General features: G+C 57.6%; 20 protein-coding genes. 6 read left to right on the top strand and 14 right to left on the bottom strand.

Features of this window, described 5'->3' with window-relative positions; genetic code table 11:
- Positions 1 to 51: 51 nt before the first annotated feature.
- The 13 genes from FHT71_RS04265 to FHT71_RS04205 all read right to left on the bottom strand — a co-directional run bounded on the left by FHT71_RS04265 (position 52) and on the right by FHT71_RS04205 (position 14,873).
- Entirely contained in the window at positions 52 to 849 is a 798-nt protein-coding gene (locus FHT71_RS04265; protein ID WP_183719015.1) for an ATP-binding cassette domain-containing protein, read from the bottom strand.
- On the bottom strand, positions 846 to 2,018 hold the full coding sequence (locus FHT71_RS04260) for a hypothetical protein (protein ID WP_281412119.1): 1,173 nt from the start codon (positions 2,016 to 2,018) through the stop codon (positions 846 to 848). Before FHT71_RS04260 ends, FHT71_RS04265 begins: the two co-directional genes overlap by 4 nt.
- 11 nt (positions 2,019 to 2,029) lie before the next feature.
- Positions 2,030 to 3,130: a substrate-binding domain-containing protein gene (locus FHT71_RS04255; protein ID WP_183719011.1), complete on the bottom strand. Its 1,101-nt coding sequence runs from the start codon at positions 3,128 to 3,130 to the stop codon at positions 2,030 to 2,032.
- A gap of 449 nt (positions 3,131 to 3,579) precedes the next feature.
- The gene (gene glp, locus FHT71_RS04250; RefSeq protein WP_246717948.1) at positions 3,580 to 4,818 is read right to left on the bottom strand and encodes a gephyrin-like molybdotransferase Glp; all 1,239 of its coding nucleotides are present in this window, start codon (positions 4,816 to 4,818) and stop codon (positions 3,580 to 3,582) included.
- Positions 4,819 to 4,883: 65 nt separating this feature from the next.
- On the bottom strand, positions 4,884 to 6,443 hold the full coding sequence (locus tag FHT71_RS04245; RefSeq protein WP_183719007.1) for an altronate dehydratase family protein: 1,560 nt from the start codon (positions 6,441 to 6,443) through the stop codon (positions 4,884 to 4,886).
- A gap of 109 nt (positions 6,444 to 6,552) precedes the next feature.
- Positions 6,553 to 7,347 (bottom strand): ATP-binding cassette domain-containing protein, encoded by a 795-nt coding sequence (locus FHT71_RS04240; RefSeq protein ID WP_183719005.1) that lies wholly within the window; start codon positions 7,345 to 7,347, stop codon positions 6,553 to 6,555.
- The gene (locus FHT71_RS04235) at positions 7,344 to 8,438 is read right to left on the bottom strand and encodes an ABC transporter permease (protein ID WP_183719003.1); all 1,095 of its coding nucleotides are present in this window, start codon (positions 8,436 to 8,438) and stop codon (positions 7,344 to 7,346) included. Before FHT71_RS04235 ends, FHT71_RS04240 begins: the two co-directional genes overlap by 4 nt.
- A gap of 361 nt (positions 8,439 to 8,799) precedes the next feature.
- Positions 8,800 to 10,242, bottom strand: coding sequence for an aldehyde dehydrogenase family protein (locus tag FHT71_RS04230; RefSeq protein ID WP_183719001.1), 1,443 nt, complete (start codon positions 10,240 to 10,242; stop codon positions 8,800 to 8,802).
- 30 nt (positions 10,243 to 10,272) lie between these two features.
- Positions 10,273 to 11,112 (bottom strand): shikimate dehydrogenase, encoded by an 840-nt coding sequence (locus FHT71_RS04225; protein WP_183719000.1) that lies wholly within the window; start codon positions 11,110 to 11,112, stop codon positions 10,273 to 10,275.
- Positions 11,113 to 11,121: 9 nt separating this feature from the next.
- Entirely contained in the window at positions 11,122 to 12,045 is a 924-nt protein-coding gene (locus tag FHT71_RS04220) for a dihydrodipicolinate synthase family protein (RefSeq protein WP_183718998.1), read from the bottom strand.
- 100 nt (positions 12,046 to 12,145) lie between these two features.
- Complete coding sequence (locus tag FHT71_RS04215; protein WP_183718996.1) at positions 12,146 to 13,180, bottom strand: substrate-binding domain-containing protein; 1,035 nt, start codon at positions 13,178 to 13,180, stop codon at positions 12,146 to 12,148.
- A 145-nt stretch (positions 13,181 to 13,325) separates the two neighbouring features.
- Entirely contained in the window at positions 13,326 to 14,114 is a 789-nt protein-coding gene (locus FHT71_RS04210; protein WP_183718994.1) for a cyclase family protein, read from the bottom strand.
- 105 nt (positions 14,115 to 14,219) lie between these two features.
- On the bottom strand, positions 14,220 to 14,873 hold the full coding sequence (locus FHT71_RS04205) for an XRE family transcriptional regulator (RefSeq protein WP_183718992.1): 654 nt from the start codon (positions 14,871 to 14,873) through the stop codon (positions 14,220 to 14,222).
- A gap of 291 nt (positions 14,874 to 15,164) precedes the next feature.
- Between FHT71_RS04205 and FHT71_RS04200 the strand changes: the two genes are divergently transcribed.
- The 6 genes from FHT71_RS04200 to FHT71_RS04175 all read left to right on the top strand — a co-directional run bounded on the left by FHT71_RS04200 (position 15,165) and on the right by FHT71_RS04175 (position 24,406).
- Entirely contained in the window at positions 15,165 to 18,572 is a 3,408-nt protein-coding gene (locus FHT71_RS04200; RefSeq protein ID WP_183718990.1) for a molybdopterin-dependent oxidoreductase, read from the top strand.
- A 443-nt stretch (positions 18,573 to 19,015) separates the two neighbouring features.
- Positions 19,016 to 19,921, top strand: coding sequence for a hypothetical protein (locus tag FHT71_RS31330; RefSeq protein WP_246717947.1), 906 nt, complete (start codon positions 19,016 to 19,018; stop codon positions 19,919 to 19,921).
- Between the two features lie 33 nt (positions 19,922 to 19,954).
- Entirely contained in the window at positions 19,955 to 20,704 is a 750-nt protein-coding gene (locus FHT71_RS04190; protein ID WP_183718988.1) for a hypothetical protein, read from the top strand.
- A 17-nt stretch (positions 20,705 to 20,721) separates the two neighbouring features.
- Entirely contained in the window at positions 20,722 to 21,594 is an 873-nt protein-coding gene (locus FHT71_RS04185) for an RES domain-containing protein (protein WP_183718986.1), read from the top strand.
- A 177-nt stretch (positions 21,595 to 21,771) separates the two neighbouring features.
- Complete coding sequence (locus FHT71_RS04180) at positions 21,772 to 22,899, top strand: nucleoid-associated protein (protein WP_183718984.1); 1,128 nt, start codon at positions 21,772 to 21,774, stop codon at positions 22,897 to 22,899.
- A complete protein-coding gene (locus tag FHT71_RS04175; RefSeq protein WP_183718982.1) occupies positions 22,862 to 24,406 on the top strand; it encodes a hypothetical protein in 1,545 nt (514 codons plus the stop codon). The genes FHT71_RS04180 and FHT71_RS04175 overlap by 38 nt, the downstream gene beginning before the upstream one ends.
- A gap of 122 nt (positions 24,407 to 24,528) precedes the next feature.
- Here FHT71_RS04175 and FHT71_RS04170 read toward each other — a convergent pair whose 3' ends face one another.
- On the bottom strand, positions 24,529 to 25,833 hold the full coding sequence (locus FHT71_RS04170; protein ID WP_183718980.1) for a DUF6161 domain-containing protein: 1,305 nt from the start codon (positions 25,831 to 25,833) through the stop codon (positions 24,529 to 24,531).
- Positions 25,834 to 26,100: the final 267 nt, after the last annotated feature.

Genomic DNA, 26,100 nt, shown 5'->3' with positions numbered 1-26,100 from the left:
AGCAACGCGTTTGAGGGGCGTCTGCATCTGTCGACAGACGCCCCAGATACGCTACTGCATGCTTTTGGCATGAGCCCGGTCGAGTCCGGCCATCAAGTGCAGGAGTTCGGTTTCGGTCGTCTCCGAAGCACGGACCTCAGCGCCGATCTTGCCGTGACGCAAGACATAGATACGGTCAGCAGTGCTCAGGATGTCACTGAGACGATGGCTGACCAGCATCACCGCAACGCCCTGGCTTGGCAGACGCCGGATCAACTCCAGCAATGGCTCGCCAGTAGTTACGGAAAGTGCCGCTGTCGGCTCGTCCATGATGACAAGCTGCGGCTGGAAGGCCACGGACCTCGCAATCGCAACCATTTGCCTCTGGCCGCCCGAAAGCGCGGTCACGGGTTCAAGCAGGCTAGGTAGCTTGACCTCGAGCATACCCATCAATTTGTGAGCCCGCGACAGCATTTCATCGTGATCAAGGCAGTTAACGCCAAGGAGGTTTCTTCTCCTGAGTTCTCGACCGAGAAAGATGTTTGAGCAAATGTCTATGTTGTCGCAGAGTGCGAGGTCCTGATAGACCATTTCAACACCATGATCGCGCGCCCAGGAGGCGGAAGCGTTCTCCACTACCTGCCCGTTGATTGCGATCTCCCCGCTAGATGGCGCTACGTCACCGGCGACCATTTTCATGAGCGTGGACTTTCCGGCACCATTATCACCCACAAAGCCGACGATCTCGCCCTTGTTGATGTTGAAGTCGACGCCTCTTGTCGCCTCGACGGCTCCATAGTTTTTGCGAAGGTCCCTGACACGGACCGCGGGCGTGCCTTCCGTCGCTGTTGCATTTGCAGTCGCAATCATCTCGATTTCCTCCGGGTCGTCATATCAATCCCGACAGCCACCAGAAGCAGCATTCCGGTGATAATCATCTGGTAGAACGTGTTAACCCCTGCCAGACCCAAACCATTGGTAATACTTGCCATCATCAGAGCGCCAATCAGCGCACCAGGCACCGTTCCCGAGCCACCGAACAGGCTCGTACCGCCGATGATGGAAGCGCTGATTGCATCCATGACGATAAACAAGCCGAGATTAGGTGGAGCGGAATCCAGACGCGAACTCTGAATGATCGCAGAAACCGCCGTGAGTGTGCCCATCAGGACGAACAGGATCAAAACGACAGCATTGACGTTGATACCTGCGCGCCGGGCCGATTCAGGATTACCGCCGACCGCGTAGACATAGCGGCCAAAAGAAAGGTTCTTGGCTGCATAGTTCATGGAAAAGGCGACGAGCGCGACCACGAGAAGCGGATATGGTAGCCCGCCGGAGCCGAAAACCCATGTCGCGAGAACAGCCGCACCCAATCCGAGTACAAGCAGTACGTAATTCAGCAATCTCGGGACACGGTTTCGCGGGCCAAGGAACGCTGTGTAGCGGCGCAGCCAATTGAAAACGCCGATGACTGTAACTGCTGCTATGATTGCCAGGCTGATGGGAGCCGGCAATGTACCGTTGCCGATCTCATAGAAGGTATCCCCAGCGCCCGCGACTGTCTCGGAGCCAGAGAGCACATATCCTACGCCGCGCAACCACGAGAAACCAGCCAGGGTCACGATGAACGACGGAATGCCGAGATAAACACGAAGGGCTCCTTGAAAGAGGCCGACGAGCATGCCTGCGATGACGACAACGGCAATCGACTCCCACACACCCCAGTTATAGGTCACCATGAGCTGGAAAGTGGTAACGGCGGCTGCCGCCTGAAGAGAGCCGACAGACAAGTCGATCTCGCGTGCGACGAGCAGCCATGTGAGGCCACTCGTCAGGAGCGCGGTAATGCTCATTTGTACCGCGAGATTGCTCAGGTTCCGGGGTGAGATAAACACCCCGGTCCAGAATTGAAATGCTATCCATATAGCTGCGGTTACGAGTACCAGTATAAGAATTCTCCAACCGCTGGCCTCGACGGCACGCGAGAAGAGAACCGGTGCATCGACGTTGGTTCTCTTCAATTCTTCAGAATTCATCGAAACCTCGGTCACTTGAGAAGCTCCGCCGCGCCCTGGGGCAGCTTGTCTTGTGGCACGTCTTTGAAAACAGCCTTCGCATCTACATAGAAGGGGCTATATCCCTTCAGGTAGGGAACCATGTTGTCCTTGACGACATTGATTGAATCGATCGGATACCAGGGCAAAACGATCCCGTCGCCGGCATCATAGGTTTTCGTAATGCCGAGCGATTCACCCTTGGCGAGTTTGACACACATTTCACCGCCGATACGCCCCATCTCGTCGGCCTTCGTGAAGGCGGAAAGGGTCATCTCACCCTTTTCAATGGCGCGGCAAGCTTCAGTGGTCGCGTCCAGACCATTCAGGAACACCTTGCCGGCGACGCCTGCCTTTTGAAGCGCAACGAGGCAGCCGATTGCCATCTGATCGTTGTTGCACAACACACCTTGGATGTCGTTGTTCGTCGCGGTCAAAGCGTTCTCGACTTGCGACCGTGCGCCCTCTGCACTCCAACCCGTATGGTATTGGTGGCTCACGAGCTTGACGCTACCATTCTTGATCAGCGGATCGAGCCCGTCCAAGTAGGCTTTGGTCTGTTCCTCTGCGATGGACGTGCCGGGCTCGCCAGAAACAATAACCCAGTTGCCCTTCAGCACGCCGGCCGACGCAGCAGCTTCCATGGCCATCTGGCCAACCCGGTAGGTGTCTCGCGAGAGGAAGGCGGCGACATCAGCGGAGGGGATCGCAGTGTTGTAGGCAATCACCGGAACACCCGCTTTCTTGCACGCGCGAACCATGGCGACGCCAGCCTTTCCGACCACCGCGGCGATTGCAATCGCCTTGCATCCGCTTGTGATCAAGTCTTGGACCTGTGCAAGCTGCTTGGCCGCATCTGAGTCGGGCTGAACGGCGATGAGCTCCATGCCCGCGCCCTCAACCGCCTTCTTGAAGTTCGCGTAGTCAAGATACTTCCAGCGAGGAATCTGGAAGGTTTCCAATGCGAAACCGATCTTCGGTACATCAGCCCGGGATGAGCTCGCCGAGCTGAATAGTGCTGCCGCGGTTGCCCCTGCTCCCAGTTCAAGAAACGTACGGCGTCGAATTTCGAACGAATGCTTTTTGTCGACCATTGTAGTCCCCTTTTGTTGTTTCCAGACAACAGGTTATCGCTCTGGAAAACCAGTCAAAGCTAACTTCGATGTCTTGATGCGTATGCCGACTTGCCGAAAGGCCTCCCAGCAATTCGGTTCCACCAGCTTGGTACTTGCGCGTTGTTTGCCAAGTCCAAGTTTGAGTAATGTTTCACTAAGGAAACATCTTGTCAACACAAGAAAACTCGGGCGACGTTTGATATATCAATGGCGTTCAAAGCGGCACTCGGAAGGGCAGATCGCGAACACAGACCCGGCAATATACCGTTATATTTCAGACACTTATGAACTAAATTTACTAATCGCCTAAAACGATTAAGTAGCTAAATTTTAAATAGCCGACGAATGAATTCGAGGAATCTCGTTCGCCATTTATGCATCAAAAGCAGATAAATTTTTCACTTGTGAAAGTCGGAAAACCTTTCCGATCAGAATCGACGCCATTCGAGCTTTTGCCCGACGTTAAGCGGTTCGGTTCCCGGTCGTATCACGGCAAGGCCATCTGCCTTTGCAAGGGGGACGAGGCTACCCGGCCCAAGGTGAGAAACTCGTCGGAGGACCGGGCGATCCTGATCATCGTACGAGTCTATGACGACGGGAACGAACTCCATCCGCATCGGGTGGCGCGAGCTGTCGAATCCTGAGATCGCCCTAGTTGCCAGGGGCAGCTTATTGATGCGTCCTTGGAGCCGCTGGGAAATAGGCTCGCCGAACAGCTTGTATCCAACGAATGCCGCCATTGGATTGCCAGGCAAGCCTAGAAATCTCGTTTTCCCGAAATGCCCAAAGAGCAGAGGCTTCCCAGGCTTCATCGCCACCTGCCACGCATCGATGGTGCCACCGATGCCGTTCAGCACAGAACGGACGAGATCGAACTCCCCGACTGACGCCCCCGCGCTCGTGACAAGGACGTCCAAGCCATGCGCGGCGGCGAAGAGACCGCGAAGGCTCTCTTCGTCGTCTCGAAACACACCGAAGTCTTGAATTTCTGATGAAGGGGAATGCGCCAGAGCCTTCAAGAGCGGTCTGTTGCTGTCGAAGATCGATCCGTGCGCGAGCTCTCCCTGGCTCGTGCTAAGTTCGTCACCAATTGATGCGATCCCAACCCTGATCTTTCGACGCACCAGTACGCGATCGAAACCGATCGACGCCAACAATCCGATGTGATGTGGCTTGAGTTCCGTTTCCGCGAAGAGAAGGACCTCGCCCTGATCCGCATACTCTCCAATCGCTCGAACGTTCAGACCGACCCGTGGGCGCTCGTTGACCCGAACGCTGTCCCCAACGCGAACACAGTCTTCCTGCCTTAGAACGGTATCAAACCCAGCAGGCACAGCAGCTCCGGTCAAGATTCGGATCGCTCCGCCGGCCGGATAGGCTCGAGCCGTAGTCGGCCCCGCCTTTACGGTCGCGATAACCGGGAGGGTCCACGGCCCCTCACCTGTCAGATCGCCTTTTCGAACGGCGTAGCCGTCCATTGCCGAATTGGCGAAGCTAGGGATAGGTGCCGGCGCGGTACACCCCCGCGCCAACACCCGACCACAACAATCATCTAGTGCGACTTCTTCCACGTCCGAGACGGGCACCAGGTCCCTCGTGGCGAGAAGCGCAGCTTCATCAACCGATAAAAACGGGGAGCTGAAACAACTCTCGTGGCGATGCTCCATCTGAGACCTCTGATTGAGCAGCGCGAGCCGCCTTATGGTAGTCCTGGCGCGGCTCGCGCTGTACATCAGGTAACAGCGCCGATCTGCCACGGGACAAATTCGTTGTCACCGTAGTTGTAGTCCTCGCTCAGCGTGTGCTCGCCAGAGGCGACGGCGATGATCCGCTCGAAAATGCGCTCGCCGGCCTCCTTGATCGAATCCGTACCGTCGATAATCCCGCCGCAGTTGATGTCCATGTCTTCGCTCATGCGGGTGTACATCTCGCTGTTCGTTGCGACCTTGATGCACGGTGCGGGCTTGAATCCGGAAACCGATCCGCGGCCGGTCGTGAACACGATAAGATTGCAGCCGCCGGCGACCTGTCCCGTTACGGCAACAGGATCGTAGCCGGGCGTATCCATAAAGACGAAACCCGGTTCGGTGATGATTTCGCCGTATTCGTAAACTTCCTGCAGCGGCATCGAGCCGCCCTTGGCTACCGCGCCGAGCGACTTCTCGAGGATGGTCGTCAATCCGCCTTCCTTGTTTCCATGGGACGGATTGTTGTTGAGCTCGGCTCCGTTCTTGTCCGTGTAGTTACGCCACCAGTCGATGCGAGCCATGAGCTTCTCGGCGATGGCAGGCGTTGCGGCCCTGCGCGTCAAGAGGTGCTCGGCCCCGTAGATTTCCGGGGTCTCGCTGAGGACCGCGGTGCCACCGTTGCGTACCAAGAGGTCCGCAGCATAGCCCAACGCCGGATTTGCTGTGATGCCGGAATAGCCGTCCGAACCGCCACACTGGAGCGCAAGCTTGATCCCGGACAGCGAAACCGTTGTCCGCTGGATGTCGTTCACCTCTGGCGAAATCTCATCGATGATGCGGACGGCTTCCTCGATCGTCTTTCGAGTGCCGCCGAGCTGCTGGATCGTCATCGTATGAAGACGCGTGCCCTCGTCGAGTTCGAACGCCTTAACTAGATGACTGATCTGATTGGTTTCGCATCCGAGGCCAATCATCAGGATCGCACCGAAGTTCGGGTTGCGGGCGTAACCGTTCATCACCCGCCGAAGATAAATGTATCCCTCAGTATCCATAGGGATCGCGCACCCGGTTCCGTGGGTCAGCGCCACAACGCCGTCGATGTTTTTGTACTGGCCGAAACCCTTCACCTTGTAGTGTTCCGCGACGGCCTTCGAAACCGTTGCTGAACAGTTCACCGAGGTGATGATGCCGATGTAGTTGCGCGTCCCGACCAAACCGTTCGGCCGCACGTAACCTTGGAAAGTCCGACGTTCCGCTTCAGGAAGAAGCGGCGTGGGTCCGCCGTCCTTTGCGAACTCGTGCGAGACGTGGCTTTCCAGCATGGCGAGGTTTTGGAGATGGACATGCTGGCCCGGATGAATGTCATTCTTGGCCGTGCCGATCACCTGCCCATACTTGATTACCGGCTCCCCGCTCGCGATCTCCCGGACTGCGATCTTGTGACCGCTTGGGACGGCCTCGGTCACCTCGACTTCGGAGAGGTCTTCCCCAACGTCGATTGCGCGAGTGGCAACGATCACGTTGTCGGCGTCGTTCAGTCGGATTGTTGAGAGATGCGAGTTGTGATGACGCCCCAGGTTCGTTTCATCGCTTTGCACGGCCATTGTCTAGCTCCAGAATTTCGCTTGCAGAACTCCGCTGATCAAGGTGGTCAGCGTCCAAACGGGGCCCGCGGCTAAACCCGGGCCCCGTAAACTCGAAAGTGCGTACCGCTCAGGCGACCGCATGGATGTCCGTCGTCGGTCCGGGTGCCGGCGCAGCACCCGTCATGATCGCCACGGCATCCGACATGGTGTAGTCGCTAGGCTTGATGACGCATGCGCGCTGTCCGAGCCGATGAATGTGAATGCGATCGGCGACCTCGAACACGTGGGGCATGTTGTGCGAGATCAAGACGACCGGAAGGCCCCTACTCCGGACCTCGAGGATCAGCTCGAGGACCTTTCTGGACTCCTTGACGCCGAGTGCCGCCGTCGGCTCGTCCATGATGACGACGCTCTTTGCGAACGCCGCCGCACGAGCGACCGCGATTGCCTGCCGCTGTCCGCCAGACAGGGTCTCGACCGCCTGACCGATATTCTGGATGGTGGCCAAACCGAGTGATGACAGAGCTTCGCGTGCCTCGGCCTTCATGGAGCGCTCGTCAAGTTTCCGGAAAAACTTGCCAAGGAAGCCTTGGCTTCGGCGTTCGCGGCCCAAGAACAGATTGTCTGCGATGCTCAGGGCCGGCGACAGAGCCAGTGACTGGTATACTGTCTCGATCCCGGCCTTGCGCGCGTCGATCGGAGACTTGAATTTCACCGGGCTGCCGTTGATCAGGATTTCGCCCTGGTCAGGAATGACAGCGCCGTTCAGCGCCTTGATGAGCGACGACTTCCCAGCTCCGTTGTCACCGATAACAGCGAGGATTTCGCCAGGCATCAGATCAAAATCGGCGTGGTTGAGAGCGGTGACCGTACCGTAACGCTTCACTAGACCGCGTGCTTGAATGACGGGAGTTTGCATCACTTTGCCACCTTTCTAATCCACTGGTCGATTGCGACGGCAATGAGGATCAGGAAACCGACTGACAGTTCCTGCCAGACAACGTCCACCCCCCCCAGGGCCAAGCCGTTTCTGAAAACGCCTACAATGAGCGCGCCGAGCAAGGTGCCGATGATTGAGCCACGGCCACCGAAGAGACTGGTGCCGCCGATGACAACCGCAGTCACGGAATCCATGTTGAGTGTTCCGCCGGCCAGCGGGCTGGCTGCTCCGATGCGTCCGATCAGGACGAGACCACCGACGGCGGCGACGAAACCGCCAAGGGTATAGACTGCAAGAAGCGTCCCCCTCGTGTTGATCCCCGCGAAACGCGCCGCTTCCTCGTTGTCACCGGTCGAGTACACATGCCGACCGAAGGCCGTCTTCGCGAGCACGTACCAGATGGCCGCGGCAACGAGCAGGACCAACAGAAACCCGTAGCTGAACCGGGCTCCGGCAATTCCGAAGCTGGTGCCGAGAAACTGCAGGAAGGGTGCGGTCTGTGCGATCTGGCTGGCACCGATCGTTTCACCCTGGGAGTACCAGATGTTCAACGAACCGAAAATCGACCAAGTCCCAAGGGTCGCAATGAAGGGTGGAAGCCGGAACACGGTGACCAGACAGCCATTGAAGAAACCGCAGGCCGTACCAACCAGCAGTCCAACACCGATGGCGAGATAGGGAGGCACACCGTAGGTCATCGCGACGCGGGCCATGACGATGTGACTGATCACCAGGATAGCCCCGATCGAGATGTCGATACCTGCGGTGAGAATGATCAAGGTCTGCGCAATGCCCACGATCGCGATGATCGACACCTGCTGCATGATCAAAGAGAAATTGAACATAGACATGAACCGCGTGCCGTTCAGTACGCTGAAGGCAATCAGGCTCAAAATCAGGATGATGAACGGAACCACCGTGGGGTTATGGTGGATAAACACCTGCACCCTGCGGAGGAACGGCTTTCGCTCTTCCTCAAACCTGGCGGTCTCGGTTTTGGCACCAGCGAGGACGCGTTCGTACTCGGCCATCCCCTGGCGTTGATTGTTGGTTGGTGTCTCAACAGTGCTCATGAATGCCTCTCAGCGGACAACGATGTTGCCGCTCTTCGTTTGATCGAATTTTCAGATGCAAACGCCCCTATCGGCGTTTCTTCATGCGGGACATTGTCCCGATAGCTACTGCGTAAAAGCTGCAGAGGTTCGCATTGCTATAATCCAGTTCCCTGTTTTTACTCTTGGCGCTTTTTAACGCTTCGGTATTTATGCGGCTCGCAAACGCTTGTTGTCAAGAGTTTCATAAAGGAAATTTTCGATAGCGAACCGGAAACAAGCGGCGGATATCAGCAAAAAAGGCCACGCCGGACCGACAGACGGAGGATGTCTGATCGACCCGGCGCGGGAGGAGGCAATCAGGTTGGGCCGATTGCCTGGACTAAGCGAGCGTGTAGGCTGTTTTGACTGTGGTGAAGAATTCCGCGGCATACTTGCCTTGCTCGCGTGAACCGAACGACGACCCTTTTCGACCGCCGAACGGCACGTGGAAGTCGACACCGGCAGTGGGGAGATTGACCATTACCATTCCGGCTTCCGAGTTCCTTTTAAAATGAGTTGCATGCTTGAGGCTCGTCGTGGCGATACCCGCGGATAGGCCAAACGGCGTGTCGTTGGCGACCGTGAGTGCCTCTTCGTAGTCCTTGACCCGAATGACCGACGCGACCGGACCGAAAATTTCCTCCCGCGCGATGCGCATTGAGTTCGTCGCATTCACGAAAAGGGTCGGCTGCAGATAGAAGCCGGGCGTGTCGCGCTTCAACACCTCGCCACCGAAGGCCAGCGTGGCCCCTTCCTGCTTGCCGATCTCGATGTAGTCGGTGTCTGTCTTGAGCTGCTTGTCGTCGACGACAGGGCCAATATGGGTGCCCTGCTTCAAGGCGTCGTCGACATTGAGCGTCTTGAGCTTCTCGGTTAGAGCGGAAACGAACCGGTCGTGGATGCCCTCGGTCACGATAAGACGCGACGACGCCGTGCAACGCTGACCGGTCGAGAAGAATCCCGAATTGGCGGCCGCCTCGACGGCAACGTTCAGGTCGGCGTCATCGAGGATAACCATCGGGTTTTTCCCGCCCATCTCGAGCTGGTACTTCCGATTATGCTCAATCGACGCAAGGGCAACACGCTTCCCGGTCCCGGTCGAACCCGTGAAGGTGATGCCGGCGAGATCGGAGCTCTCAAGCATCGCTTGGCCAACAACGGACCCACGGCCCATGACAAGGTTCAGCACACCCTTTGGAAGGCCCGCGCGGTGAAGAATGTCGACGATAGCCCAGGCGCAACCCGGCACCAGATCGGCCGGCTTGAGCACGACCGTGTTGCCATAGGCGAGTGCCGGCGCGATTTTCCATGCTGGAATAGCGATCGGGAAGTTCCAAGGGGTGATGATCCCAATTGGACCAATCGCTTCTCGGGTGATCTCAACGCCAATGTTCGGGCGGACCGACGGAAGCGTCTCACCCGCCAAGCGGAGGCATTCCCCGGCGAAGAAGTCGAAAATCTGCGCGGCGCGGATCGTTTCCCCGATCGCCTCGGGCAGCGTCTTTCCTTCTTCACGGGCCAGAAGCTTGCCCAATTCGTCCTTGCGGGCCAGAATTTCGTCGCTCGTTTTCTTCAGGACTGCATGACGTTCCAGAATGCCGGACCGCGACCACGTCGGGAACGCAGCCTTTGCGGCGGCGATTGCATCCTTGGTGTCCTGGGCCGACGCACGGGCGTATTCCCCGACGACATCGTTAGTGTCGGACGGGTTGATGTTCTTCCCGGCTTCACCCGAGACCCACTCGCCGTCGATCAGATTTTTGAACACGGTTCTTCCCTTCACTGCTTACATTCTCAGCTTTTTCGGAGGGCCTCAAAGGCCCATGAAGTCTGCCATCAACTGAAGCTGGCAGAGCAGCATGTGCTTCCCGAGGTGCACGCGGCAGCCGACTTCTCTTGCCGCAGCCAGAAGCGGTGTGATCTCGGGCTCCATGATCACCTCTGCTACCGTCATGTTGGCGGTCAAAGTCTTGACGTCGAGCGGCAATGGATCGCTCGGCTTCATCCCCAACGTCGTGCCGTTTATGATGATGTCGTGGCCGTGCGCGTTCGAGGTGCCCACAACCACCTCGACATCCGGGTAGAGACTGTTGAGGCGCTCTCGTAGGTCGACGATCTTGTCGGCGCTGCGGTTCACCAGCGTAATCCTGGAAGCTTCGGCTTCTGCCATGGCGAACGCGACAGCGCTCGCGGCTCCACCTGCGCCGACCAGATAGACCGACTTGCCCTTGATCACGACGCCTTGGCTTCGAAGCCCTTCGACAAATCCGACGCCGTCAAGCTGACCACCGATGATGCGACCATCAGCTTCCCTGCGGATAATGTTGGCCGCCCCGACCGATCTCGCGTGTGGGGTCAGTTCATCGCAGTACGATAGGATAGCCTGCTTGTGGGGAACCGTCACGATCGCCCCATCAAAGCTCTTCAGGGTTCGCAGAGCGGCAATGAAGCTTGGAAAGTCCTCTGGCGTAACGTTGAGAGGTACCATCACCGCGTCGCGGTTCCGCTCCTTTGCAATCCGGTTGATGCCCGGAGGAGCCTTTACGTGTTCGGTGGGATGGGCAAGGATGCCGAGGACCCTGGTCCGTCCGGTGATTTCCTGATCCCTCAAATCCGACGGCTCCTGGGGAAGTGCGACAACGTTTGACGACATCAATATCTCCTATCGGCCCCAGCTAAGAGCTACCGGCGCAGCGGCGCGAGCCAGCTCGAGCAAGCCTTGGCGCGTTGCCGGGTGAAGTTGCTCGAGAGGATGCCGAACGTGGTCAGACTTGATGACGCCGCCCTCCATCATGACAGTCTTCGCGGCGCGGAGGCCGCACTGACGGTTTTCGTAGTTGATAAGCGGAAGGATGCGCTCGTAACCCTTGATGGCTTCCGCGCGGTTGCCCTTCTTGTGGTTCTCGATCACCGGCTTGATCAGGTCGGGGATCATCGCGCTCGCCATGACACCGGTCGCGCCCGCGTCCAGGTCGGCCATGAGAGTGATCGCTTCCTCGCCGTCGAACGGACCCTCGATGACGTCGCCACCAACCTCGATGAGCTTACGAAGCTTTGCTGCGGTCTGGGGAGTTTCGATCTTGAAGTACCGGACGAGCGGGAGACCCTTCGCAATGCGAACCAGCAGGTCAACCGACAGGTTTACCCCACTGAGCGGAGCGTCCTGGATCATGACTGGAATCTTTGCCGCCTCGGCCACCTGGGCGAAATGCTCGTAGATCGAGCCTTCGTCCAGTTTGATGCCCGCACCGTGATAGGGCGGCATCAGCATGAGGAGCTTAGCGCCGTGCTGCGAGGCATGCGCGGCGCGGGCGGCTGCGATACGGGTGCTGAAATGGCTGCAGGTGACCATGACCGGAACACGGCCCGCCACATGTTCGAGGCTCACTTCGGTCAACAGCTTGCGCTCCTCGTCGGAGAGCAGGAATTGCTCCGAGTAGTTCGCAAGGATGCAGATACCGTCGACGCCTTGGTCGATCATGCAATCTAGGACGCGACGCTGGCCTTCAACGTCGATGTCGCCATTATCCTTGAACGGCGTTGGCGCGACCGGAAACAGGCCGGAATAGCGTTGAGCAGCAGTCATGTGAAAACTCCCGAGACTATCTTCTTCGCGATCCGCAATGCGATCGCGTTTTTATGGATAAGGTGGCCCACGCGTTTCGCGTGGGCCATTGTATGTTGAGTTAATTGCCCCAGCAGACCTTGAGGCCCTCTTCGGACGAGATGGACGGAACGCCGTCAATCGGCTTGTCCGTGACGAGTGAGACGCCCGTGTCGGTAAACTGGAGGCCTTCGGTGACCTTGGGCTTCTCACCAGTCTTGACGAACTTGTCGATCGCTTCGACGGCCATCGATGCCATCTTCAGCGGATACTGCTGCGAGGTAGCGCTGATCACACCGGCCTTGACGTTCGTTACGCCGGGGCAACCGCCATCGATCGACACCATCAGAACGCTGCCATCGTCTTTGCCAACTCCCTTGAGAGCCTGCGCCGCGCCGGCGGCCGTCACCTCGTCGAAGGTGTAGACCACGTTGATGCCGGGCTCCTTCTGCAGCAGGGTTTCCAAGGCTACCTGGGCCTTGTCTTCCGCGCCGCCGGCGATCTGGTGTCCGACGATGCGCTTGTCATCTTCGTCGCCGATCTTCTTGGGGTCCTTGATGTCGATGCCAAAGCCCTTCATGAAGCCCTGATCGCGCAGGTAGTCCACGGCGGTCTGGTTGACCGAGAGATCGATGAACGCGATCTTTGCGTCCTTGGCCTTGTCACCGAGTGTCTTGTTCGCCCACTGGCCGATCAGTTCGCCTGCCTTGAAGTTGTCGGTCGCGAACGTCGCGTCCGGCGCATCGATCGGGTCGGTCGGCGCATCGAGAACGATGACGAGGAGGCCGGCGTCACGTGCCTTCTTGATCGCGGGCACGATTGCCACGGAGTCGTTCGGCGTGATCGCGAAACCCTTTGCGCCAGACGAAATCAGGTTTTCAATCGCCTGAACCTGGGAGTCGTTGTCGCCGTTGTATTTTCCAGCGAACGTCTGGAGCGTGAGACCGAGTTCCTTGGCCTTCGCCTCGGCACCTTCCCGCATCTTGACGAAGAACGGGTTTGCGTTGGTCTTCGTGATCAGACCGACAGTGTCGGCTGCCGATGCGCCGCCAGCGATGGCGAGAGCAGAGGCAAACACGGAACCCAGAACGAGCTTCTTTGCATGATGGTAGATCATTTCATTCACCCTCTTTTTGTATTGCGTTCTCGCCAATGGGGCGACCCAATTCCCCTTGCCTCTTCGCGGGCAAAGGGATTCCGTTCGTCGGGGCCGCGGCCCCGACGCTTAAAACTCCCAATTTTTGCAGTCTTACTGTCGGGCTTTAGCCGACCAGTGCGATCGCACGACCCATGCCGCCGGTCGCGCCCTTGAACTTGTGCGGCAGGAAGATGAAGACCGCGCCGCGCGTCGGGAGCTTGCCAAGGTTGGTCAGATTTTCGGTAGCGTACATGCCGCGGCCGAGAGCGGCCCAGTGCGGCGTGTTGTCGTCCTGCATCGCGCCGATGCCGCGACCGTCGATACCGATGTGGCGAACACCACGCTCATAGAGGAGCTCGATGGCGTCTGCGTGCGGTGCCGGATGCGAACGGTCGTAAGCGAAGCCCTCAGGCAGCGGCTTGTAGTACTTGTCGGACCAGTCCGAGCGGAACAGGACGATTTCGCCAGCCTGGAACTCACCGTTTTCCTTTTCCCAACGCTCGAGGAAGGCACGCGTGATCCACGGGCTCTCGGCGAGATGGGTGCTCGTGCCCTTCGGGGCGGCTTCGACCAGCGGACGAACGTCGACGACTGTGGCAGGGCCGATCAGCTGCTTGAGGTCGAGCTGCTCGATCGTAACAGTGCCGAATTCCGTGGCGTGCGGGAGACCGCTTTCCAGCGACGGCGTGAAGTGCGACGGGGCGTCGATATGCGTCCCGGTATGGTCGTCGTGAATCTGGACGTATTCGAGGAAGACGCCACGCGGGTCGGTGTAGGTATTAAAAAGGTACTGGTTCATTCGCTGGCCTTCCGGCGGCGAACACGGCATGTCCGGGCCCGTCAGAACGGAAAGATCAACAATTGTCGCGGCCTGCAGCAGCTGCCAAAGCTGGCTGGGTGAATTCGTGCTCATGGTAACTCCTCGGGAACGCATTGTGCGTCTTACACGCGGAGAATGATTTCCAGGGCAAAAGTTGTCAAGAGTTTCTTAAAGGAAATTTCGAAAAACATTCACACGTCAGTCGATCTTCGCGGTCAAGCGTTGCTTGAGCATTTCCCGAAGGGTCTGAGCCAGGTTGGGAGTGGCGCTGGAGCACATGACGAGAAGCTGTGCCGGCGCATCGCCTGCGGCAATATAGGCGTGCCCCATGGTGCTATCGAAATAGACGCTATCCCCCGTCTCCAGCACGGTGTCTTCATAGAGCGAGGTATACAGCGTGATCGAGCCCTTCAGCACATAGAGATACTCTTCGCCAACGTGGGTCCAGAGACCCTCGACACGATTGAGCGAGTCCGCCGTCACGTCAATGACCATAGGAACAATGCGTTTATGCGCAATATCAGTGCATAGGTATACATAACGGTAGTTATCGTCCTCCATGACCAGCCCTTCGTGCTGGCGGCTGACGCTCCGTCTGCCCATCAATTGCTTGGCTTCATCGCCGACTGGGTTGGGAGAAAGGAGGTCACCGATCTCGATATCGAGCCCAGCGCAAAGCTGGATGATGGTTTGATAGGAGGGAGAGATAAGGTCGTTCTCAATCTTCGATAGGGTGGACTTCGAAATTCCCGTTTTCTCGGCGACGTCCGCAAGGGTCCAACCGTGGTGTCCGCGCCTTTCGCGAAGGACCTGACCGATCATCGGTGGCGGCCTTCGGGTCGTAGTACTCATGTCCAACATGTATGTCCCCTAGCGTGTTTCTCTTTTGCGGATGCCGGATACGGAACCGTCAACTTCATAACACATCTTGACACAAAGTTTCATAAATGAAATTAGAAAAACAGCGAAACGTTCGGGTCACTGTGGACTAGCGGGTAAGTCGAGACGGAGGAGCCGTTGCCTCGAACCTACCGGAACGCAGCTTGTGGAATTAGGATAGCTCTGTCGTTAGCGCGGCCCCTCGCCGCGCGGATGGCTCGTGTCTGAAAACTACGAACCCGCGCAGATCAATCGGAGATGACGATGACTGAACAGGTTGCTGGCTGGTGTGCTCTTTGCAAATCGCGTTGTGGGGCAACGTTCACGGTGAGCGATGGCAAGCTTATCGGAGCAGGCCCTCTACCCGAGCACCCAACTGGCAAGTCGCTCTGCATCAAAGGAAAGGCCGGCCCCGAAATCCTCTACAGCCCCGATCGACTCCTCTATCCGCAACGCCGCACTAAGCCAAAGAATGGCGGAGAACCGGGCTGGGAGCGCATCACATGGGAAGAGGCATATCGCGAGATTGGCGAGCGGCTCCGCGGCATCCGAGACCAATATGGGCCAGAGGCCCTTTCTTTCTCGACGACCACCCCTAGCGGCACCGGTATCAGCGATGGCGACGATTGGATCGACCGCCTCATTCGCCTAACGACGCCGAACTGGGTCAGCACCCAGGAAATTTGCAACTGGCACCGGGACAGCACCCATCAGCTGACCGTTGGTACGTCGGTCCCCTATCCTGACTGGGCGCGCACCGACCTTGTCGTGCTATGGGGCTTCAACCCGAGTTCCGTATGGCTTGATCAGGCCACCCAGGTTGCAGCTGCAAGGGCACGCGGTGCCAAGGTCATGGTTGTCGACCCACGGCGTTTTGGTTTTGCCATCGGCGCTGACCACTGGCTTCGTGTCCGTCCCGGGTCGGATGGCATTCTTATGCTCGGGATGATCCGGCACATCCTGGAGACAGGCCAGTACGACCAATCCTTCATCCAACGCTGGAGCAACGGCGCGTTCCTTGTACGGGAAGACAACGGCAGGTTCCTACGCGGCCGCGACATCGACTTGGACGCCCCCGAGGAAAGCTACGTGGTGAAGACCGATGCGGGCATCGAGTTTGTCACGAAGAACGACGAGGCGGACGGCGAAAAAATCCGGCGCGCTCATCTCAACGGCTCTTTCGTCGTGGAAGGCCACGATGGCCCGATCGAATGTCGGACGGCATTCGAACACTTCCGGGCAGCTGCCAACGCCCGGACGATCGAGGAGGTTTCTGCGGCCACCTGGGTGCCAGTCGAAGATATCATCTCCGCTGCGGATGCCTTGGGCCAGTCGAAGAGCGCCGCCTACTACACCTGGACAGGGCTCTGTCAGCACGCGACCGCCACACAGATCGACCGGGCGTTCGCAAGTTTGATGACCATGAAGGGCTGCTATGACACGCCAGGCGGCAATGTTCTGCTTCCCAGCCAGCCGATCAACAACATTCACGGCGAACATCTGCTCGCCCCCGAGCTGCAACGGATAACGGTTGGTATCGAGGAGCGTCCTCTAGGCCCGCCGAGCGTCGGTCGTGTCGTCGCCCACGACTTCTATAACGCCGTCCTGGACAGCAAGCCCTACAAGGTGCGCGCGCTGGTCGGCTTCGGATCGAACCTCGCTGTTTCCCACGGCGACTCCTCGCGCGGCCGTGACGCCTTGGCGGCCCTCGACTTCTATGTCCACTGTGATGTGTTCGAAAACCCAAGCTCGTGGTTCGCCGACATTCTATTGCCAGTGAATACCTTCTACGAACGCGACGCGATGCGCGTGGGGTTCACTTCAGGTCTGGCGGCCGAAGAGCACATTCAGTATCGCCCCAAGCTCGTGGAGCCCGCCGGCGAAACCCGTTCCGATGCGGAGATCGCCTTTGCGATCGCAGACGAACTCGGTCTACGCGACCAGTTCTTTGGCGGAAGCATTGATGCGGGTCGTCAGCACATTCTTGAGCCGCTGGGGATTGATCTCGAGGAATTGAAAGGGACGCCAGGCGGCATCCGCCGGCCGTTGGAGCAGCGATACAAGAAATACGCCGAGGCAGCCGACGGAATGGTCGCCGGTTTCAAAACGGAAACGGGGCTCGTCGAGCTTTACAGCGAGGTACTACTTCGCGAAGGCGAGCCAGCCGTTCCGACCTTCTCAGAGGACGACCTCCCAGGGAACGAGGAGTTCCCGTTCGTGCTGACGACGGCGAAAACCGGCTATTACTGCCACTCCCAACACCGGAACATCCCGTCGCTTCGCAAGCGCGAGCCCGATCCGTCAGTATTCCTCGCGCCGGACACAGCAGACGAGCTGATGCTGGACGAAGGCGACTGGGCAAACGTCGTCACGGCCAAGGGCTGGATCAAGATGCGCGTCAAGCATGACAAAAGCCTCGACCCTCGGGTCGTGCGTGCGTCTTATGGCTGGTGGCAGCCGAACCGGCAGATGGCTCTTCCCGGCTATGATCCGTTCACCAACGGCGGCGCGAACTACAACATGCTGCTCGATGGGAAACGGCTGGATCGCGTCTCCGGAAGTTCCCCTCACCGCTCCCTCTCCTGCAACGTCGTGCCCGTGAACCCTCGGCCCAAGCGCCTCCGCGGCTGGCGTGGTTTCAAGGACATGAAGGTCATCCGCACGCAACGCGTTGCCGACGAAGTCACCGCGGTGTGGCTGCAGGCTTTGGACGGTGGAAACCTGCCCGACTATCTGCCAGGGCAGCATATCACCGTGCAAACGAATGATCCGGTTTCAGGCGAACAGCTGATCCGTTGCTATTCACTCGTCGGCTCCGCCATCGAGGAAGGGCGAAAGACCTACCAGATCGCCGTCCGTTTCGTCCCACGGCCCCACGATCGGCCCGACCTGCCCGACGGCCGCATGTCGACGGTGATGAACCGACACCTTGCCGTGGACCACAAGATTCAGGTTCAGGCTCCGAGTGGACATTTCGTCATTCCGGCCGAGTCCACGCGGCCCATCGTACTCGTCGCGGGCGGCATTGGCATCACCCCGATGATCTCGCACCTCGAAACAATCGCAACCCTTCCGCAGCAGCCGCGCGTTCATTTGGTCTACGCCAACAGATCGCAGGAGACGGAAGCGTTTGCCGATCGGCTCACCCGGCTTCAGGCGAGAATGCCTTCCCTGACGATCACCCGCCTATGGGGAGCCGGCGAAGGTGAATTGCCCTACGGCGTCCGAGTTGGTTTCGCCAGCGTCGCGGACGTACTCCTGGATGACTTCAAGGAGCACCCGGAAGTCTACTTCTGCGGTCCCCCACCGATGACAGCCGCACTACGGAAGGCCCTTATCGAAGTAGGACACTCTAGCGAACTCGTCTTCGAAGAGGCGTTTACCGCAGCTCAGGTGGATGTGACGAAGCTGCCCGAGGGCCCTTTCAAGGTGACGTTCGCCAAGTCGGACAAGACCGTGATCTGGAAGCGGGAAAACGGCTCGCTGCTCGAGCTCGCCGAAGCGCAAGGAATCAAGATCACAAATGGCTGCCGCGCCGGCCAGTGTGAATCGTGCGAGGTGCGCATCCTGGGTGGTGAGTGCACGCATCGCATTGAGGTCAACCATGACGGCGGTGAAACATGCCTGGCTTGCCAGGCTGTGCCGACGGCAGACCTGTTGATTGACGCTTAAACTGTCCGCCAAACGGCCAGCCTTACCCCTGCAGTTTCAGGGGTAAGTTTACTTGCGCAATAGCAGCTGACCGAGCCCAGACCTGCAGGGGGAAACCTAAAGTTTCTACCGACCTTCGTTTTCTCGAGATCGTCGATAACATCGAGCAGCAACGGACTCAGTCTTTCGATCATTTGTCGGGCGGCGCTAGCGAGCCATCGACGTACCTCAGTGCGGAGACAGTGTCGGCTAGCTCCCTCAACGACGATCAAATCACCGTTTGGGGGATTGTCTCGAGGGTTATTGGCGTCGGGTATTTCATTTTCTTGGTGAGTATTTTTAAACCGCTGGTTTCTTCACGGCTCAACCAAATCTCGTGGTAGGCCCTCACAGTTTTAAATTTGCTTTTACCGAGGGGCCTTAGAGTTGCAGAAAAGCAATATCTGGAAATCTCGATGTACAATTTGCTGATGAGCGGTCTTGACGCTGCCTTCGACCAGTCTCCGTGGGAACTCGAGAAAGGCCGTTTCGGTGAATATACGGACGACGATCTTCGAGAACGTTTTCTGTCGTTAGATGGAAAGGCCATCCAAGAGCTTCTATCCCTTCCCGCGCTCTTCTGGCACGAAACCGGCTGCAAAAAAGCCGGACGTATTGGCTGGCTTGACGAGATCAAACACGCGGGCCGGAATCTGCAGGCTAAATTCGCTTTCGACCCGTTCATCCCGGAAATCCCGTTCGACATGATGCTGGAATTGGCCCCCTCGCTCGACATCAGAATGGGCAAACGCGAACTCGAGGGACATCGCACCCACTGGGCAGTGAAGAATGTCGATCTCATTGCGTTCCTCGACGAGCGTCGGATAATAGACCGCAGGCGTCTGAGCCCGCACGCTCCCTATTTGATACCGAAGACGGCGGCGCGGGAACCGATGCAGGTTTCCCCGAAGGTTTTTGAAACTCCTGTCCAACCAGTTGACCGCAGACTCGTCGCAGTGATGATGCCGTTTACCGCCGGGTTCGACCGCGTGTACTCCGCAATTTCGCAAGCGGCCGAGTCAGCTGGTCTCCACGCCCAGAAGGCGAACGATATCTGGGAGCACTCTGTGCTAATACAGGAGATATTTTCGCTGATTTATAGGTCTCATGTCGTGGTGTGCGATTTCAGCGGGAAGAATCCCAATGTCTTTTACGAAGCAGGTATCGCCCATATGCTCGGCCGCCACGTCGTTCCCATCACGCAACACCATGACGACGTGCCTTTCGACCTCCGTCACCATAGATACATCCAGTATCTGAACAACGGCGAAGGCCTTGCCACGCTGGCCTCGCAACTCTCGCCACGGCTCGTGACACTGGCGGCGTCCTAAAGCGAAAAGCCGAACTTAACTGGAAGACTCGACATGTACGTAGAACCGTCGACGCGCCGGGCCCTACTTGTGCTCAAAACCCCGATCACTAAACTCTTCAATGAAAACAATTGGCTCGAGCTCGGAACGCTCACCGACTGTTATGATCTCGTGAAGCACCATCCGCGGCTGCTGCGTAGTCTTTCTTTCGAAGACACTGACTACGATGGCAATGCATTGACCATCTTGAATTCCATGGTCGAGCGGGACCCATCCAATTTCGAGATCATAGCCGACTACGTCGGCAAACTCCAAGGTGGCGGGGTCTCCCTGTCCAGCGAGCAAACTCAAGAACCTCGTTTCTACATCCAGCCTACCGTATTCAAATTACAGGACGTCAGACAGCAGCCCGATCTTGTGTCGGTCATGATGCCATTTTCTGCGAGCTTCACCCCGGTGTACGAAGCTATCAAACGGGCCGCCGCAAACACCCTTTTTACCTGTATTCGCGCTGACGACATCTGGCAAAACTCGGTTCTCATTCAAGATATTTTCGATCTCATTGCGCGGTCCCATATCGTTGTCTGTGACTTCACCGACAAGAATCCAAACGTTTTCTACGAGGCGGGTATCGCACACACCTTGGGAAAGCATGTTGTCCCAATTACTCAGAGTGATGCCGACGTTCCAGCAGACCTCCGGCACCATCGTTTCCTCAAGTATCTAAACAACGGCGAGGGTCTTGAAGCCTTGGAAAAACAGCTCGCAGCTCGCTTTCGATCAATTCCGCCGGCCACAAGATGAGCGTTTGGGGACTGTAGATGCCACCGACCATTACGCAAGCCTTCCCTCCAATGCCGCTGGCCGAGATTGTCGCCCTCGTCGACAATTTTTCTAAGATGTCGATTGCCGAAAAGAAAGTCGCCATCGAATGCGCTGTCGCGGTCCATCCGACAAACAATATGCAATGGGGTTCCGGATCGACTTATCGGAGATGCCGCCCACTCCTTCCCGATGAGATACCGGAAAACGTGGATGGACTTATTTGGCGGACCGATGTTCCGGCGAGACTTGGCCGGGCCAACCCGGTGGGCTTCCAAGTGATTTACCTTGCCGATCGCCCAGAAACCTCCCTGCGTGAGTGCCGGGTCGCCGACAGTCGGGTGGTCATAACAGACTTTGTTATTCGGGAAGCCTGCTCCATTCGAGTAGCACCTATCGGAGAAATGCTGCAAATACAGCGAACCGGTCGCGGATATCTGTCCGGTGACCTTTCAGATACTGTGTCCGGAATGTTAAATGCCTGCGATCGCAACGACGTCCGCTCGCTGCTCATTACCGACGCGTTCCTCCATCATTGTTTCGTCGGCCAGGACGACCATGAGATTTCTTCGCACGTCGCCAGCGCAATCTTTCGCAAGAATCCGGCGATCAACGCGATCGCCTACCCGAGCACTCAGCAGTTGGGCGCGATCAACTTTGCAGTTCGAGTAGAGGGCTTTTGGGAGGCTTGGGGCATTAGCGGAGTGACCTATGGCCATGCTCGTCACCTTGCGCTGGGTTTCTATGAGATCGATGGACAGCTGGGTGTCGACGGCATTCATCATGACGGAACCCTTGATTGGGTCGACTTGGATCGACCGGATCGCCGATTGGTTCATGCGCCACCGTTTGCCAGACTTCCCGGAGAGTAGGTGTCGGGCACTGCGGGCGAGACGGACTGCACCCAATGACAAGCTCCGATTGCGGTTTTCCGACCACCACCAGCTGAAGCAACGCTGACCAACTTTTTGACTTTGGCTTCAGTTCGAGATGTGGGCCCAAAACGGCACCTTTCCGGTCTGCCTTCAGTAGTGAAACGCCCGAATCACGTGTATATCCTGAATAGAATACATCTTTTACTGTACATTTCAGGCGACTCCCGGGGGGCATTCTTGAGTTTTTTTAATGACGCCGAGTTCGACAGCATCTCGATCAAGAAGATGATTGTGCATGTGGTCGGCGGAAAACAAGACTTCGCACCTCAGCCTGCGCTTCCGGTAGACGAAGACCCGCATATAGCTTTCTTCCTCGCGCGCATCGTAGACGCTGCGGTTAGCCCGGTTCACAAATTCGACGAGAGATCAGCGACCCGCGCTCTTTTGAAGGAAATGGCGACCGGTGGCAAAACGTTCGAAGAGGGCGGCCAAGAACTTGCTCGCCGGTTCAAGTTGGACCATGTTGGCTCGAGTAGTGGCGGTGCGTTTTTCGTCTTCGAACTCGGCACCTACGACCCTAAGACCTCATTCTACAGCCTCATCAAGTACGACTACCGCGAGGCCGTCGAGTTATATGCGAAAGACGGCAAGAACGCCTTCCGGCAGATTGTGCAAGCTTTCGTCAAAGAAAAGCGCGCCATCCAGAAATCATGCCTCATTCGCGTAAAGGATGGCGTCGTCGAGGGTGAGGTGTCGGCGTTCGACAGGATGGGCGAAGCGCCGGACCTGACGGACTACTTCCAGAAATTCCTGGAAGTCCGTCGCGACCGCGACACCAAGGAGCTGAGCGACAGGCTGAGCATGGTTCTCCGTGACACGCTGCGGGACTGCAAGAAGCACCTACCAGGGAAAGATGCAAAGCTGGCGCTGAACGTCACCAAGGAATCTCTCAGCGGCCGCGATACCGTGGACGACGAGGCGATCAGGGAAGCGATCTTCGTCGCCGCCGGTCGTCCCGCTGAAGATATCCGTGCGGAGATCGACAAGTCGCTTGATCGTCACCTCAAGAGCCAGAAGTTGACAGGGGTGTCGTTTAAACCTGACCCTAGAACACTCAAACGAGCCCCTCGCATGAAGGTCAGGACAGCGGAAGACGTATTAATTGAATATCCGGGCGACCAGGAAAACCGGGCTGTCACGCTAACTGAGGACGACAAAGGCGGATGGGTTATCGTAATCAAAACATCGCAAGCCTTGGTGGAAGATGATTTCGCTGGAAAGAGAGCTCGCCGAGGCGCTTGATGCCTGGGCACTCGCGGGTCGAGCGCTGATCACCGAACACACCTGTGACATTGTCGTAGGTAAGCTGTCCGCTGCCGACGCGGGCGAACTCGTCCGCAAATTGGAGGTTCTCGGATGGGACCATTCCATCGAAGACGGATCGCCAGCTGTCGTCACACGGGATCAGCTTGAAGCCGAATACGAACCTTTCCGAATTAAGGCCAAGAAGCCCACCGTCGTTGAGGGACGTGATCACATCCTCACAAATGCTGGCCTCAAAGATTGGCTGGGACGTTCTCCCGCTCACCCGGTCGTCGAGGTCAGCCTTCTCGCAGTAGGCTTTGAAACGCTTTCCGTTAAATTCACTACCCGGAATGGTCCGGGTGATGACTTCGAGCCGGAAATGCTCTCCTCCGATCCACGCGCGGTCGTCAAGGAGAGTGGCCAGGTTCGTGTTGTGCCAGGCGACGTTTCTCCTTGGATATTGAGGTCAAATTCACAGGTCGATCTTTCCGATACGACGACACGGGTGTGGGCAGATGCCGCGGCGTTGAACCTTTCCATCAGTCTTGCCAACGAGATCGAAGGATCGAAAACGGTCTTGTTGAAGGGAACACCCGTGACCCGCTATGACGTCTTGGATGAGATGGCAGCGAGTATGGGTGCAGACGGTTTCGAGGCGCTCCAGGCATGTGCCCGTTGGACATTCTCCGTGCCCAAAGAAACGGAGACCCGTCACATCTTGCTGACGGCCGAACTCTCGCGTGTGGCACCCGGCTCTAACAGCTTACCCGCACTGTACGTCAATTCGGGCAAAGCCGTACTTGAAGGTGCGAAGATCGCCTACGAGATGGGACTGCACAAAATCAGTGCTGACACATTGAAAGCCTTGGCCGACCTCCGCAAAGCTGTGTCCGATGAGGCCGCCAAACTCGGCGACACCACGCGCCAGCTCGCTGGTGCGGTCAGTGGCGCGATGTTCGGTGGAATCGCGTTGATCGTCGCCAGGTTGACCATGGCCCCAAGCAATCTGACTGTGGCCGCCGCGGTACTCCTGATCGGTTTTGTGCTCGCCATTTACGTCGGCGGCACGATCTGGACGGGCAACCAGTTTGTCAACATACAGCGCGATCTACGAGATCAGTGGAGAAATCGCCTGTACCGGTTCCTCCCGGAGGACGAATATCAGAGAATGGTACTAGGGCCAGCCCAGAGGGCAGAGAGCGCTTTCTCCACGGCATCCTGGATCAGCGGAATACTGGCGATTGGCCTTTTGGCTGCCGTCACGGTGATATCCGGACCGGAGATTTGGCGGGGCATCAAGGATTGGCGGGCCTCGCATGCGGTAGCAACTACGCCAACAGCTGAAACGCCGTTACCGTCGCCTGAAACACTATTGGCACCAACGGTCGACAAGGCGACCGCTCCTGATGCGGAGAAGCCACCTTCTGCCCAACAACCTGCAGCGACCCAACCCTCGCCCAATATTCCGGAACCAAACCAAACGCCTCCTCCCCAGGGGCGCTAGGACAGCGATCGCGGCGCAGCCTCAACGAATTCGACACGGCCAGCGATGGCAACCTCGATGAAGACGAGCCGCTGTCGGATGCCCGTCATCGAAATTTGCGACCAAGGTAAGGCGTAGCTGGCTCAATGTCGTCCGATTGCCTTGTCCATCAGCTCTGTAAAGTTTGGAGGATCGACGGAATCGTTCTGCTGACCCGGCGTCGGGCGGAAGAGCGCATTAAGAATGAGAGCGCGATCCTCCTTCACGGCAGATTGCTTCTCGATGAGGTGGAAGTACGTGTTCATCATGGTATGCCGCTGTCTCGCATCGTCCATGAGTACCTGCGATCGAAGGTTGAAGCGGACCAACATTCGGACCATCCAGAAATACAGTGCCAGTGGGACGGTGACGATAACGATCCGGTTGATCGCCAGTCCGAGCATCACCCCGCCCTCGGCCTTCGACTGATCGATGCCAATCAGTGTTGTTTCGCTGATGTGGCGGAGGACGGCGATGACACTATCCAACTTGCAAAAACCCATTACCGGGATGAACACGAGAGTCAGGAAAAGCAGGATGGCGGACGTCCAAAATCCTCGCGACGCTGCGGTCGCCCGTTGATCCCATAACTGCTTGGCAGCCTCAATTTTGGCCTCCTCCCTGAGAGCCTCCTTGAAAGCTTCGATATTGTCCTTTCGGGTTGAAACCTCAGCAGCCAAGGCTTCGAAGCCCTCGGTCGTCGTTTTGAGAGCGTGGTTCGAGGCGTTGAGCGACGACTTGAAAAATGACTGAGCGCGATCGAGCTCGAGCTTCGCCTCGGCCACCTCCTTGAGTGCCGTGGCATTCTCCGTTCTCAGCTCTCCAATAGCTTGCTGACCGGTCTTTAAGATTTCGAGGGCATTGTCGAAGGACTGTTTGGTTTGAACCGCAAACTCATCGAGTGCATCAGTATGTTGCTTCCGGGTTCCGCGGGTGATGTCGTCGCTTACAAGCCACGCGTTGTAGCTCCCCATTTCGGAGATGATCGCCGCGCCGTATCGAGTGCTGGAGAGATTGAACTCGCCCTGGTTTGCCTTACTCGTCTCCACAAGGAACGCCGCTGTCGCAGCAAGGATCGTCTCAAGATGTTCTACTGAGGCCGCCCCCTCTAACATCGAACTCCACCGAGCAGCAAACTCGTTGACGTAGCTAACCGTAAGCGGCGACATCAACATAGGACCGATGTTGGTCGACGCCTGGCCGACAGTCGTCAAATAGTTCGAGAGCAGCGAGGAAAGGTTGTCCCCGGGTATGGCTTCTTTGATCCTTGCCTGCAGAAAATCGAAATACCCGCGATATCCAGTCAGGGGCACTTCCGCAGGCCCAGACCGCCGTTTGGCGAGGTCGGGGAACTCTTTACGGGTTTCGATAAACGGATAGCTCACAAGCGAGAAGGTATCGAAATTCATCCTGGTCGGTCTCAACTGCGGGTAAACAAACACCTTTCTAGCGTGGGTAGCGATGGCTGCCACAACAATTCAATGTTTCCCACATCTGCGTGCGGAATGTCGATGACGGTTGGGGAAGCTCAACCTTGATGTGGCTAACTCACATTGTTTCATGGCCTGGCTATGGAACGATCGTCCCGTTCTACCCAGAATTGGTCGAGACGAGCTCGCAGGTCCTGCGCGTGGTCAACTTCCGGGGCAGCCGATGACCATCGCGTCCTGCATGGG

It is taken from the genome of Rhizobium sp. BK060, from assembly GCF_014193145.1.
Lineage (GTDB): Bacteria > Pseudomonadota > Alphaproteobacteria > Rhizobiales > Rhizobiaceae > Rhizobium.
Note: the sequence above shows the minus strand (reverse complement) of the source record. Positions and strands in the feature narration are given on the sequence as shown.

Coding starts and splice junctions, on each gene's coding strand:
- FHT71_RS04210 (WP_183718994.1), bottom strand. CDS start 14,114: ATGAGCACGAATTCACCCAGCCAGCTTTGGCAGCTGCTGCAGGCCGCG.
- FHT71_RS04185 (WP_183718986.1), top strand. CDS start 20,722: ATGCCACCGACCATTACGCAAGCCTTCCCTCCAATGCCGCTGGCCGAG.
- FHT71_RS04265 (WP_183719015.1), bottom strand. CDS start 849: ATGATTGCGACTGCAAATGCAACAGCGACGGAAGGCACGCCCGCGGTC.
- FHT71_RS04190 (WP_183718988.1), top strand. CDS start 19,955: ATGTACGTAGAACCGTCGACGCGCCGGGCCCTACTTGTGCTCAAAACC.
- FHT71_RS04200 (WP_183718990.1), top strand. CDS start 15,165: ATGACTGAACAGGTTGCTGGCTGGTGTGCTCTTTGCAAATCGCGTTGT.
- FHT71_RS04235 (WP_183719003.1), bottom strand. CDS start 8,438: ATGAGCACTGTTGAGACACCAACCAACAATCAACGCCAGGGGATGGCC.
- FHT71_RS04215 (WP_183718996.1), bottom strand. CDS start 13,180: ATGATCTACCATCATGCAAAGAAGCTCGTTCTGGGTTCCGTGTTTGCC.
- FHT71_RS04205 (WP_183718992.1), bottom strand. CDS start 14,873: ATGAGTACTACGACCCGAAGGCCGCCACCGATGATCGGTCAGGTCCTT.
- FHT71_RS04245 (WP_183719007.1), bottom strand. CDS start 6,443: ATGGCCGTGCAAAGCGATGAAACGAACCTGGGGCGTCATCACAACTCG.
- FHT71_RS04220 (WP_183718998.1), bottom strand. CDS start 12,045: ATGACTGCTGCTCAACGCTATTCCGGCCTGTTTCCGGTCGCGCCAACG.
- glp (WP_246717948.1), bottom strand. CDS start 4,818: ATGGAGCATCGCCACGAGAGTTGTTTCAGCTCCCCGTTTTTATCGGTT.
- FHT71_RS04170 (WP_183718980.1), bottom strand. CDS start 25,833: ATGAATTTCGATACCTTCTCGCTTGTGAGCTATCCGTTTATCGAAACC.
- FHT71_RS04255 (WP_183719011.1), bottom strand. CDS start 3,130: ATGGTCGACAAAAAGCATTCGTTCGAAATTCGACGCCGTACGTTTCTT.
- FHT71_RS04225 (WP_183719000.1), bottom strand. CDS start 11,112: ATGTCGTCAAACGTTGTCGCACTTCCCCAGGAGCCGTCGGATTTGAGG.
- FHT71_RS04260 (WP_281412119.1), bottom strand. CDS start 2,018: ATGAATTCTGAAGAATTGAAGAGAACCAACGTCGATGCACCGGTTCTC.
- FHT71_RS04175 (WP_183718982.1), top strand. CDS start 22,862: ATGATTTCGCTGGAAAGAGAGCTCGCCGAGGCGCTTGATGCCTGGGCA.